This is a genomic window from Pedobacter lithocola (genome assembly GCF_042650845.1).
Classification (GTDB): domain Bacteria; phylum Bacteroidota; class Bacteroidia; order Sphingobacteriales; family Sphingobacteriaceae; genus Pedobacter; species Pedobacter lithocola.
In genome coordinates this window covers 405,414-417,023 of sequence record NZ_JBHSBW010000011.1, presented here as the reverse complement: position 1 = coordinate 417,023, position 11,610 = coordinate 405,414, and the positions used below count along the sequence as shown (strand labels likewise).

The 11,610-nt window shown below is 33.5% G+C and carries 13 protein-coding genes; 3 read left to right on the top strand and 10 right to left on the bottom strand.

From position 1 onward, the window contains the following. Nucleotides 1-119: 119 nt before the first annotated feature. On the top strand, nt 120-1,010 hold the full coding sequence (locus tag ACFOWA_RS12180; protein ID WP_449302193.1) for a bestrophin family protein: 891 nt from the start codon (nt 120-122) through the stop codon (nt 1,008-1,010). 9 nt (nt 1,011-1,019) lie between these two features. Here the strand turns inward: ACFOWA_RS12180 and ACFOWA_RS12175 are convergent, their stop codons facing one another. The 5 genes from ACFOWA_RS12175 to ACFOWA_RS12155 all read right to left on the bottom strand — a co-directional run bounded on the left by ACFOWA_RS12175 (nt 1,020) and on the right by ACFOWA_RS12155 (nt 5,162). Continuing rightward, entirely contained in the window at nt 1,020-1,784 is a 765-nt protein-coding gene (locus tag ACFOWA_RS12175; RefSeq protein ID WP_378985483.1) for a TerC family protein, read from the bottom strand. Nucleotides 1,785-1,867: 83 nt separating this feature from the next. Beyond that, nucleotides 1,868-2,425: a TlpA family protein disulfide reductase gene (locus tag ACFOWA_RS12170; RefSeq protein WP_378985481.1), complete on the bottom strand. Its 558-nt coding sequence runs from the start codon at nt 2,423-2,425 to the stop codon at nt 1,868-1,870. A gap of 315 nt (nt 2,426-2,740) precedes the next feature. Then, on the bottom strand, nt 2,741-4,042 hold the full coding sequence (locus ACFOWA_RS12165) for a hypothetical protein (protein WP_378985479.1): 1,302 nt from the start codon (nt 4,040-4,042) through the stop codon (nt 2,741-2,743). Between the two features lie 90 nt (nt 4,043-4,132). Further along, entirely contained in the window at nt 4,133-4,660 is a 528-nt protein-coding gene (locus tag ACFOWA_RS12160) for a hypothetical protein (protein WP_378985477.1), read from the bottom strand. Then, a complete protein-coding gene (locus ACFOWA_RS12155; RefSeq protein WP_378986154.1) occupies nt 4,653-5,162 on the bottom strand; it encodes an RNA polymerase sigma factor in 510 nt (169 codons plus the stop codon). Before ACFOWA_RS12155 ends, ACFOWA_RS12160 begins: the two co-directional genes overlap by 8 nt. A 235-nt stretch (nt 5,163-5,397) precedes the next feature. Here ACFOWA_RS12155 and ACFOWA_RS12150 point away from each other — a divergent pair, with 235 nt between their 5' ends. Both ACFOWA_RS12150 and aspS read left to right on the top strand, forming a co-directional pair. Then, entirely contained in the window at nt 5,398-5,790 is a 393-nt protein-coding gene (locus ACFOWA_RS12150) for a nuclear transport factor 2 family protein (RefSeq protein ID WP_378985475.1), read from the top strand. Between the two features lie 127 nt (nt 5,791-5,917). After that, on the top strand, nt 5,918-7,663 hold the full coding sequence (gene aspS, locus ACFOWA_RS12145; RefSeq protein ID WP_378985473.1) for an aspartate--tRNA ligase: 1,746 nt from the start codon (nt 5,918-5,920) through the stop codon (nt 7,661-7,663). A 166-nt stretch (nt 7,664-7,829) separates the two neighbouring features. Here the strand turns inward: aspS and ACFOWA_RS12140 are convergent, their stop codons facing one another. From ACFOWA_RS12140 to ACFOWA_RS12120, 5 genes are all read right to left on the bottom strand, one after another. Next, nucleotides 7,830-8,267 (bottom strand): hypothetical protein, encoded by a 438-nt coding sequence (locus ACFOWA_RS12140; protein ID WP_378985471.1) that lies wholly within the window; start codon nt 8,265-8,267, stop codon nt 7,830-7,832. Further along, complete coding sequence (locus tag ACFOWA_RS12135; RefSeq protein WP_378985469.1) at nt 8,254-8,634, bottom strand: phage holin family protein; 381 nt, start codon at nt 8,632-8,634, stop codon at nt 8,254-8,256. The genes ACFOWA_RS12140 and ACFOWA_RS12135 overlap by 14 nt, the downstream gene beginning before the upstream one ends. Nucleotides 8,635-8,680: 46 nt before the next feature. Continuing rightward, on the bottom strand, nt 8,681-8,947 hold the full coding sequence (locus ACFOWA_RS12130) for a YtxH domain-containing protein (protein WP_123207672.1): 267 nt from the start codon (nt 8,945-8,947) through the stop codon (nt 8,681-8,683). 70 nt (nt 8,948-9,017) lie between these two features. Then, on the bottom strand, nt 9,018-10,067 hold the full coding sequence (locus ACFOWA_RS12125) for an AI-2E family transporter (RefSeq protein ID WP_378985467.1): 1,050 nt from the start codon (nt 10,065-10,067) through the stop codon (nt 9,018-9,020). Nucleotides 10,068-10,129: 62 nt separating this feature from the next. Further along, nucleotides 10,130-11,545, bottom strand: a complete 1,416-nt coding sequence (locus ACFOWA_RS12120; RefSeq protein WP_378985465.1) for a sigma-54-dependent transcriptional regulator — start codon at nt 11,543-11,545, stop codon at nt 10,130-10,132. Nucleotides 11,546-11,610 lie beyond the last annotated feature (65 nt).

Sequence of the window (11,610 nt, the reverse complement as noted above, 5' to 3'; positions counted from 1 at the left end):
ATAAAGAATATATAAATTATATCAAGAAATGCTTAAATCAAATCTGTAGTTGTGATTAATTCGTAAAGAAGAAAAACATTTTGTACTTAAATTTGTCATTTCCTCTTTAAAACTAAAATATGCTATTAATACAGAACATAAGACTTACAAGAATTTTACGAAATACATGGAAGGTAGATTTAATAATGATAGCATCCTGTACAGTTGCCTATTTTGTTAGAGCATATTTAATTGCCCATCACTTTGAAATTCCATCTATAATTCCAACCGTTTTAGGTACTGCCATTGCATTTTTTATAGGTTTTAACAATAATCAGGCTTACGATAGATGGTGGGAAGCCAGAAAAGTGTGGGGTGCATTGGTTAACGACTCAAGATCGTACACCAGAGCTTTACTAAATTATGTTGATGGCGAAGATGACTGTGTTAGAAGAATGATTTATCGCCACATAGCATTTCTGTATGCCTTAAAAGCTAGTTTACGGGGCACGGTTGATGAAATTTATATTAAATATTTAACTGAAGAAGACTTAAAAGAAATCGAAAATCATAAAAATACGCACAACGCAATTTTAAATATTCAATCGAGAGATTTACAAAAATTATCAAAAGCAAATGCTATTGATGGCTTTAGGTTTATGGAAATAAATGAAATGCTTGTTCGATTTTCTGATTCGATGGGAATGAGTGAAAGAATTAAAAACACCATTTTCCCCACCACATACAGTTACTTAACCAAGGTTTTTATTTGGCTTTTCGTAGTAACATTTACTTTGGTTATTAGTCAATCGGCGGGTGTTGCATCTATATTTTTAGGCTGGTTAATTGGTTTTGTATTTGTATCAACCCAAATAAATGGAATGAGCCTGATAGATCCTTTCGAAAGTAATTCTGCAGGTGTTCCGTTGAATCAAATTACGAGAACGATTGAAATAAACCTGCTTCAAATGCTTGGAGATGATGAAATTCCAGAACCTGTAAAACCGATAAATGATGAATATGTGCTATAATTACCAGCACTAACTCCTTAGTTTAATAGGCTTTTTGCCATTCTTTTTCATTTTCAGGTTAAGCATTTCTACCAAAACAGAAAAGGCCATTGCGAAATAAACATAGCCTTTAGGTATGTGCTGGTCTAATCCTTCGGCTAAAAGAGAAACCCCAATCAATAGTAGAAATGAAAGTGCTAGCATTTTTACTGTTGGATGATTGTTAACAAATGCGCTAATGGCACCTGCAGAAAACATCATAGTAATAACAGCAATAATTACGGCAGCAATCATAATCTCAATATGATCGGCCATCCCAATAGCCGTAATTACAGAATCAAGAGAAAAGACAACGTCCAAAATGAGAATTTGAATGATAGTAGCCCAAAAAGAATGCGCTTTAGTTTTTCCTTCTTCATCTTCTTCGCCTTCTAATTTATTGTGTATTTCATGTGTGCTTTTGTAAATCAAAAATAACCCACCACTTATTAAAATTAAATCGCGACCCGAAATTGCAAGTTTTTCGAACCAATCGCCGCTATTAATGCCAATCCAGCTGCCAATATTAAAAAGTGGCGAGGTTAAAGTCATTATCCAACTTAAAGAAAGCAATAATAAAATTCGCGTAATCATGGCTAAGCCTAAACCCAATTGCCTCGCTTTTTTTTGTTGATCTACAGGTAGTTTTCCTGAAAGAATGGAGATGAAAACAATATTATCTATACCGAGAACGATTTCGAGAACTGTTAATGTTAAAAGTGAAATCCAGGCTTCGGGTGTGCTTAAAAAATCCATAAGTTAATTTATCTGATAGGCGAAGATATAAAAAAGACGCCTGAATTATGGAACAGATTTTTATCGCTTTGGTTTGGAAATACTTATTTAGCTGATTTGTAGATTTCTCGTTTTAGTTGTTCTTCAAAATCTTTAGTTCTTTGTTTAGTTTCCGGATTTTCATCATCAAATGATAAGGATGCAACAGCCTGGATTATTTTACCATCTTTACCAATTAAAACATTGGTTGGATAACCATGATTGATATTTAATTTTCTTATCTCTTCTGGTTTTAAACAGATTATTTCATATTTATATCCAGTTTTTTTCTTGAAGATTGCGGCCTGTTTGGGTGAATCATAAGTAATTGCGATGAACCTTATGGCTGAAGTCTTATATTTATCAACCAATTTATTTAGTTCAGGTATTTCTTTAACACAAGGCGGACATGCTTCAAACCAAAAATTTATAAGTACAATCTGGTTCTTCAAATTATCTTTATAAAAAGCTTTTCCGTTTAATTTCACCCCTCCAAAATCGGGTAAGTTTTTACCTCTTAAATCATCAAAAAATGTTTCTTGCGTTGCCCATTTTACCGGCTCAGATTGTGCTTTGGCAAATATTGAAATGAGTAGCAAGAAAAAGAGTAAATGGTTTTTCATTACATGCTAATATAAGGAAAGCTACTTCAAAAATGTATTATCATCATAACATCTACTCTTTGTTTCCTCTTCACCAATAAATGGTCTGTGGGAACACAGACCATGGAAATGAAAAATGTTATATGTAAAACAAGGAATAGTAATTTTCCATTATGATCTAGTATAAGGAAGGCTAATTAATCTTCCCCTTGGTCTGTGTCCTCACAGACAGAAAACCAATCTTTTCGCCATGAAATATAACGTCAATGAAAAAGAAAATAAAAAAAAAGTCCTGCCATAAGATGACAAGACTTAAATCAATTTTGTCTGGAATTATTATTTAAAGCTTACTGCTCCGTATTCTGTTTTTATAGAAACACTTGCTGCACCGCCGCCCCCAATTTTACCAGCGTATCGTTTATTTTCATCATCATCACTTACTAATTTTGATGATACATTTGAACCATATTTAAAGCCTGCATAGGTGGTAGAAATGTTAAAGTTTGCATTATAATTTGAGCTGAAACCAAGTCCAACGCTTGCATATTCTCCGTTAAAACCGAAGTTTTTACAAGCTGGTGTTATCTCATTTACGGTTAACTTATTGTAATCCATATCAATCAAAGCATCACCATTTAAAGCGCCAAGTGTAACACTTGTATATTCTGTTTTCAACGATAACTTGCCAACACTGGCAATCGTTAGGCTGCCATAACCTTGTTTAATTACCGTATTTCCTTTTATACTATTGATATTAACTTTAGCATATTCGCTATTAAGCAATAAATTACCTGCTATAGCGCCAACTGTTAAGCCAGAACCATATTGTACCTTAATATCAGCCGATTTACGGATTGTATTTATGTTTACAGGAACATATTCTGCGTTAACTTCAATTGTACCTACAGACCCTATGCTAATTCCACCGCCATATTCGTGTTTTACAACGGCGGCGTTTATATCCTGAACAGTCATTTTACCATACTCAACAGAAAGGTAATTATTGCTATTGTTTAAATTACCGGCCGATAAATTTCCATACTGAACTTTAAATGAAGTTGGACCAGAAAAGTCACCAACATCTATGCTACCATATTCTTGTTGCGCAGTTAAAGCATTTGTTGTAGGCATGTAAACCACATAATTTACTTTAATTTCTCTTCTCCAGGTAGTTACGCCATTTTTTAATCTTCTTCCAAAGTTTCCATCCCTATCACCTATGTTTGTTTTAACTGAAACCTGGTCGCCTGATTTGGTTGCATCAATAGTCACTTCATCTATTAATTTTTGAACGTCTTTATCAGAATTGCTAAAGGCTTTTATGTCCACATCAACTTTAACTTCTTTTCTATCCCATGTTTTAATTACGATAGAACCATATTGATTGTTCAGGTTAATTTTATCGTTACCATTTACGCTAAATGTTTTGCTGAAAGATTTAGAACGTTCTGCATCACCACCAGATTGCGTTGAGCTAACAATGGTAATATTTGGGTTTACAGCAGCATTAACATTTGTACTGTTTGTAACGTTAACTGCATAATTTTCTGTTGAATTTGTTGTAACAGAGATTTCTTGTGCGTAGCTTTTTACGGCAATGAAAGCCATAATGGCTAAAAATAATTTTATCGTTTTCATGTTGTTAATTTTAAATATTTATCTACCTCAAAATCTGCCGACCGATTTTAAAGCCTAATAAATAAGGTGAGCGCATGTTTGCTTGTTGAATTAAATCTGATTAACCCTTTTGTAGTCGTCAACCTGGTTTATAATTAATAGTTGTTGTTTTAATAAGTTTAACTGAATTTCACGGTTTTTAACCATTGCTTTTACCACATAAAGTTGATTTGGCGTGGTTGGCAATTGCGATTTTAACCGTTCATAATCTTCATCAAGCTTCAGCAAGTCGTCTGTAAATTTTTTATACAAATCTGGGTTTGCTGATGCAAAAATTGCTAAACTATCTCTCTTCTCGGTAATCAAACTTGTAAATTGAATTTCTCTTCTTGCTGCTGCCGCATTAACGTCTGCTATTTCCAAGTCGCGATTTTGCATTTGCCCTGTGTATAGCCAAACTAAACCAAAAACTATAATGATGGATGCGGCAGCACTTATCCATAAATACAGATTTATTGGTTTTTTTTTCTTGTTGCTATCCAGCCCCGATTCTATTTTTGCCCAGAGGGCTGCCGATGGCTCAAAAACATCGAAATCTTTTCGATTTTCTTTAACAAAGGTTTCTAATCTATTATTCATCTCTCATCCCTTTCTGTTCTAATATACTTTTTAACTTCTTTTTTGCCCGCATATATTGTGTGCGGCTTGTATTTTCGCTTATTTTTAAAATGTGTGAAATCTCTTCGTGGTCGTAACCTTCCAGTAAATATAAACTCAACACTACTCTGTATCCATCTGGCAATTTTGTTATTGCTTGCCTAATTTCATTTGCCTGTAACCGCATATCATACTCATCAGCACCTAGTTCTTCCGGAATTTCAGACACTTCATCTGTACTTACAAATTCAAACTTCCGTTTACGGAGGTAATTTATTGATTTGTTTATTACAATCTGCTTCAACCATAAACCGAAAGTGGTTTCCTGTCTAAAATCAACTATTCTGGTAAAAGCATCTAAAAATGCTTCCTGCAAAACATCCTCGGCCTCTTCTTCATAATTTAGAATGCGTAAGGCTACATTATACATCGCTTTAGCATACAGTTTATATAATTGAAACTGTGCTGCTCTGCTGCCATGCATGCATTCTTTAACAAGCTCAAGGTTTTTATCGACGTAAACGGCTTCCAAAATTTTGATGATTCTGATTATAAGACATGAGGGATTTTAAAACGTTGCATCAAGGTAGAAAAAAATTTAAATAAGTATCAATCAGCTTATTTACACGGATGATTTATCGGTAACAAGTTGTTGAAACCTTTTTCATGGCATTCATCAAAAATTTGAAAACGCTAAAACAAAGAACTAACTTCATAGCATGGAAACTGATTTAATAAATGATACTCATAAAAAGGTAAATGCAGCGTTAGAAAGTAAAGATTCAACAGCTTTTGAAACAGTTTTTGCTGAAAATTTAGAATACATTCAGGCTGATGGCAAAACATTAACTAAAGCTGAGTACATTGCTGATTTAGATAAAACTTTCAGGAAGACAAAATCGCTTCAAACCAGTCAGTATAGGATTAAATCTTCTTTTGAGCATGAAATATTTACAGAAAAGATTGCCCGGAAATCTGTTATTATCAAACCAAAAATGATAATCTTAACCAATAAACAAACCATCCAAACAGAGGAGGTTTTTCATTGGAAAGTGATGGATGGTGAATGGAAAGTTGTTAAGGTAGAGGTGATTTTGGAAGAACGATATTGATGGATCAATAACAAAAATTCAAATTTCATAAGTCCATTTATTCCAAATGGAATAAAATCATTCAATCTTCCCTCCTAAACTTTAAAACTAAATCGGTATTTTTGCCGCTTAATTTAGAATTACAAATATGTTAAGAACAGTAACTTGCGGTGCATTAAGCCTTAAAAATTTGGGCGACAGTGTTACCCTGTGTGGTTGGGTACAAAAATCAAGAGATTTAGGCGGTATGACTTTTATAGACATTCGCGATAGATATGGGATTACACAACTGGTTTTTAACATGGATGATAACCGCGAACTTTGCGAAGCAGCACGTATGCTTGGCCGCGAGTTTGTAATTAAAACCACTGGTACGGTTGTAGAACGCAGCAACAAAAATCCAAAAATGTTTACCGGTGATATTGAAATTAAAGTTTCTGCACTAGAAATTTTAAACGCAGCAAAACTTCCTCCTTTCATGATTGATGATGAAACCGATGGTGGTGATGAGTTGCGGATGAAATATCGTTATTTGGATTTACGCCGTAATCCTGTACGTAACAATTTGGTTTTGCGTCATAAAATGGCACAATCTGTTCGTCGGTATTTGGATGGCTTAGATTTCATTGAAGTAGAAACCCCTGTTTTAATTAAATCTACCCCAGAGGGTGCTAGAGATTTTGTTGTACCAAGCAGAATGAATGCTGGTGAATTTTATGCTTTACCACAATCGCCACAGACATTTAAGCAATTGCTTATGGTTTCAGGTTTCGATAGGTATTTTCAGATTGTTAAATGTTTTAGAGATGAAGATTTAAGGGCCGATCGCCAACCTGAGTTTACTCAAATTGATTGCGAAATGTCCTTCATCGAACAAGAAGATATATTAAATACTTTTGAAGGCTTGATTCGTACGCTATTTAAAGAAGTTCGCAATTATGATTTGCCAGAAGTACCGCGGATGCAATATGCAGATGCGATGCGTTTATATGGTTCGGATAAGCCCGACACTCGTTTTGCAATGCAATTTGTTGAGCTAAACGATTTGGTAAAAGGCAAAGGATTCCCTGTTTTTGATAATGCAGAATTGGTTGTTGGCATAAATGCAAAAGGCGCTGCAAGCTATACACGTAAGCAATTAGACGAATTAACAGATTTTATAAAACGCCCACAGGTTGGAGCAACCGGTTTAATCTACGCTCGCCATAATGAAGACGGAACCATTAAATCATCAGTTGATAAATTTTTTAATGAAGATGATTTAAAACAGTGGAGTAATGCTTTTGAAACCGAAAAAGGCGATTTAATTTTGGTACTTGCTGGCTCAACAGATAAAGTTCGCAAGCAATTGAATGAATTGCGTTTAGAAATGGGTAACCGTTTGGGTTTACGTGATAAAAATACGTTTTCTGCACTTTGGGTATTGGATTTTCCACTTTTAGAATGGGATGAGGAAACTGAACGTTATCATGCGATGCATCACCCATTTACATCTCCAAAACCAGAAGATATTGCATTGTTAGATACCGACCCAAAAAACGTTCGTGCTAATGCATACGATATGGTAATTAATGGAACTGAAATTGGTGGTGGTTCAATCCGTATCCATGATAGAGCATTGCAAGCTTTAATGTTTAAACATTTAGGTTTTAGTGCAGAAGAAGCGCAAAAACAATTTGGTTTCTTAATGGATGCATTCGAATTTGGCGCTCCACCACATGGAGGTATCGCTTTTGGTTTCGACCGACTGACATCAATTTTTGCAGGATTAGATTCTATCCGTGATGTAATTGCTTTCCCTAAGAATAATTCGGGAAGAGATGTAATGATTGATAGTCCAAGTACGATTGATGAAAAACAATTGAAAGAATTGAAAATTAAAACTGATTTGTAGTACAATAGTTCATTAGTCATTAGTTCATTTGTCTTATACAGTTGAACTAAAAAAAAGCCACTTAGCATAAAAATGTTAAGTGGCTTAATATTTTATTAGGTTCAGATTTTAATTCAGAGCCAGTATAATTAAACTAATGACCAATGAATACTAATGAACCATTAAACTAATAAGTTTCGCTATCTGGTGGAATGCCGTAATCAATAAACTTTTTAGCTTTCTTTTCTTTAGTCTTTGTAAAAAATCCTTTTATAGAATTATAGATGCCTGAAATGTGCTCGGCATCAATTGATTTACCAACTTTACCAGATATTAAACCAACAGCCGCCTTAGTTAAAAACCCAGCTCCTCTAAATAATGTTTTGTTCATTACCAGCGGTAAGATGAATGACATAGCTGTACCGCTCAAGTTTAGCTTATCATCAACTTTAAAGAGGTTATTTGGTTTAGCAAACCTTTTAATTAGCGCACCGGGGGTAAATTGACTAAAATAAGTTTTAGAATCTGATTTAAGCATTGTTTGCTTAAGCATATATTCTACCTTAAGTTCAAGCTTTTTTGCTTGTAAGTCTTCCAGGGTTCTGATGTTATTATAACTTCTCATCTTCTTCCTCCTTATCAGCAAGTTTATCAAAATATTTTCGAATGGCAATATTAATTATTGCCTTTTCAATGTACTTATCTTTAGTAAAATAAACAATAAGCGCTAACAAGATATATATTAACGATACGCATCCAAAGCCACCGGCATAACTATTTAAAACATCAGATAAATACAACGCTAAAGTAACAGAACCAAATAAGAATGCGAGTATAAAACACACAATTACAGCGGTGCTGGTTACTAAATCGGCAAATATTTTTGATGCTTTTTCAACAACATGGAGTCTGGTATATTCTAGCCTGGCTTCAAAAAAACCTTTGGCATCATTAACAAGATCCTCTATGCTTTTGTCTTTATTTTCCTGCATAATTAAGATGAGATTTAACCGGGCAAAATGCCCGGTTAGTATAATTTTATGCGTGCTCTACGTCGTCGCTATATTCTTCTTCTACGTTTCTCAATTTGGTTTTAATTGAGCTAACAACTTTTTCTTTTAAACTAGATAAGTTATTAATTTCGTCAGCAGCTTTATCTCTTATCGAATCTCCTAAGTCTTTAAGCGACTGGCTTAATTTGTCACGAGTTTCATCACCTTTCTCTGGTGCAAATAAAATTCCTAAAGCAGCTCCTGCAGCCAATCCTGCTAAAAGGGCAACTACAACTTTTGAGTTATCATTCATAATTAATGTATTTTAAGGGTTTAACATTTAAAAATAACAATACTATATTATTTTATCGTTAAGCTATAAATTATAACTCACTTTGCTCATTATTTGTTTTAATTCTTTCCAATCTTTCTGATGCAAGCGTACTCGATTCGTAAATTTTAACAAGCAATATAAAATAAGATAGCAACAGTGGACCAAAAACCAAGCCCAAAATTCCGAATAAGGGAATACCAATAATTACGCCAATTACTGTAATAATCGGATGAATATTACCAACTTTTTTGGCAATTATAAATCTTAATACATTATCGATGTTTATAATTACGACAAAACCGAATATTAACATTGCCCAGCCTTCAAAATTATGGCCATTAGCAATTTGTAAAATCGCTGCCGGAACAAATATAACAGGCGGACCTAAAACTGGCACAAAAGATATAAAAGCTGTTATAACACCCCAAAAAACAGGGTCTTTATATCCCAATACAAAAAATGAAAGACTTACCAACGAACCCTGAACCAGACATATTAAACCTTGACCTAAAACATTTGCATAAGTTGTGTTTTGCATTTCCTCGCCAAAACGTAAAGCATTTTGTTCTCTTAATGGAGCATATCTTATTAGAGAAGATTCAAACTTTTTCCTTTCTATTAACATAAAGTATAATAAAAAGAACATTACCAATAAACTAAGTATAATGTTTACCGCACTTGATATTAATGATGGAAATAACTGAGTTGCAAAATTTCCAATCCGATTCATACCATCTTGAATTAAACTCTCGTTGATTTTAACAGGAATTAAATGCTGAAGTTTTACAAGAAGGTTTTTGAAGAAAATCTCGTTATTCTTTAATTCTGAGATTTTACTAATGACCATACTACTTAGAGCATAGAAGGGCAAAATGATTAATATGATACTGAATGTAATTAACAGCAGCGCAACTAATCTTCTATTCCAACCTTTAACCTCAGCTAAGTAAATATAACCTGGTCGCATGATGGTGTACAATACAAGTGTACTTAAAATAGCACTAAAAATTCCTTGTAGTGAATAAGCAATTAACAACCCTAAAGCTATAATTATAACAAGGTTAATGTTGTTGCGTTGTTTATAAGAGAATACAGACATAATTAATTGCTTGCTATTACATCAATACTACAAAAGGATTATTAGTTTGTTTGCGCTAAATCTTATTCATTTTCGTCTATTTTAATTGCTTTTATTTTATTATACAGCGTTTTACGATCAATCTTTAGAATTTGAGCGGCTTTGGTTTTATTAAAATTCACTTCTTTTAATACCCTTAAAATTGTATCAAATTCCGCTTCCTGAGATGCATTTTTTAAATTCTGGGTTTTATTAGAAAATTTAATTTTTGCTTGGTTTTGAACTTCCTCTTTGTCGTAATCTTTTGCATGGTTAGCCAACTCTAATGGGAGCACGTCAACTTGAATCATGTTTCCATCTGTTAACAATGCCACACGCCTGATAACATTCTTAAGTTCACGTACATTTCCGGGCCAACTGTAACGTAAAAAACAACTTTTAACCTCCTCAGAAAAACCCCTAATATTTTTATTAAGTTCTTTATTAGTGGTAGCTAAAAATTTTTCTGCAAATACTATAATATCATTTCCTCGTTTTTTTAAAGATGGAATATGAATGGAAAACTCATTAAAACGATGGTATAAATCTTCCCTAAAAGTTCCTTTGGCAATATTATCTACTAAATTCTCATTGGTTGCAACAATAATCCGAACATCTAAATCTATTTCTTTTGTACTTCCTATGCGCTTTACTTTACGCTCTTGAACCGTTCTAAGTAAAGTAGCCTGAATTTCATAAGATAAATTTCCAATCTCATCTAAAAACAGCGTTCCTCCGTTGGCTTGCTCAAAATGACCGATTTTTGTATATAAAGCACCAGTAAAGGAACCCTTTTCATGCCCGAAAAATTCGCTACCTGCTAATTCTTTAGTTAGCGAGCCGCAATCCATTGCAATAAAAGGTTTGTCTTTGCGTAGGCTATTTAAATGTATGGTTTTGGCCACATATTCTTTTCCAGTACCACTTTTACCAGTTAAAATAATGCTGTACGAAGTTGGTGCGATTAATTGTATTTGCTTTAATAAAGTTGAGGAAACATCACTTTTCCCGTCAATATAATCTGTATGATTTATGTATTCGGCTTCTTCGGACGAACTATTTTTGTTAGGTAGCCCAGAAATTTCATTAAGTACCCTTTGCGTTTCTAAGGCTTTATTTATTGTATTTACAATTTCATCTGGGTATAATGGTTTCGTGATGTAATCGTATGCACCCAGCTTTATTAATTCAACAGCCAACTTTATATCAGAATAACCTGTAATAATTATGACTCCAGTTGTAGGATAGTTTTCTTTAATTTTAATGAGAATTTCCTTACCATCAGTATCATCTAAACGATAATCGCAAAGCACTAAATCAAAAGTATCATTAGCTAATATTTCAATGGCAGAATTGCCTGTTATGGCATTGGCAACATCGAAACCATTCCTAGTTAAAAATTTGGATAATAAAAGCCCAATGTTAACTTCATCATCTATTATAAGTATCTTTTTTTTCATGGGCGGTAATTCGTTACATAAATAGATAAAAATAATTGAAATGGGAAATTTTTTCTACACTTTTG

Coding starts and splice junctions, on each gene's coding strand:
- ACFOWA_RS12180 (WP_449302193.1), top strand. CDS start 120: ATGCTATTAATACAGAACATAAGACTTACAAGAATTTTACGAAATACA.
- ACFOWA_RS12175 (WP_378985483.1), bottom strand. CDS start 1,784: ATGGATTTTTTAAGCACACCCGAAGCCTGGATTTCACTTTTAACATTA.
- ACFOWA_RS12170 (WP_378985481.1), bottom strand. CDS start 2,425: ATGAAAAACCATTTACTCTTTTTCTTGCTACTCATTTCAATATTTGCC.
- ACFOWA_RS12165 (WP_378985479.1), bottom strand. CDS start 4,042: ATGAAAACGATAAAATTATTTTTAGCCATTATGGCTTTCATTGCCGTA.
- ACFOWA_RS12160 (WP_378985477.1), bottom strand. CDS start 4,660: ATGAATAATAGATTAGAAACCTTTGTTAAAGAAAATCGAAAAGATTTC.
- ACFOWA_RS12155 (WP_378986154.1), bottom strand. CDS start 5,162: ATGCATGGCAGCAGAGCAGCACAGTTTCAATTATATAAACTGTATGCT.
- ACFOWA_RS12150 (WP_378985475.1), top strand. CDS start 5,398: ATGGAAACTGATTTAATAAATGATACTCATAAAAAGGTAAATGCAGCG.
- aspS (WP_378985473.1), top strand. CDS start 5,918: ATGTTAAGAACAGTAACTTGCGGTGCATTAAGCCTTAAAAATTTGGGC.
- ACFOWA_RS12140 (WP_378985471.1), bottom strand. CDS start 8,267: ATGAGAAGTTATAATAACATCAGAACCCTGGAAGACTTACAAGCAAAA.
- ACFOWA_RS12135 (WP_378985469.1), bottom strand. CDS start 8,634: ATGCAGGAAAATAAAGACAAAAGCATAGAGGATCTTGTTAATGATGCC.
- ACFOWA_RS12130 (WP_123207672.1), bottom strand. CDS start 8,947: ATGAATGATAACTCAAAAGTTGTAGTTGCCCTTTTAGCAGGATTGGCT.
- ACFOWA_RS12125 (WP_378985467.1), bottom strand. CDS start 10,067: ATGTCTGTATTCTCTTATAAACAACGCAACAACATTAACCTTGTTATA.
- ACFOWA_RS12120 (WP_378985465.1), bottom strand. CDS start 11,545: ATGAAAAAAAAGATACTTATAATAGATGATGAAGTTAACATTGGGCTT.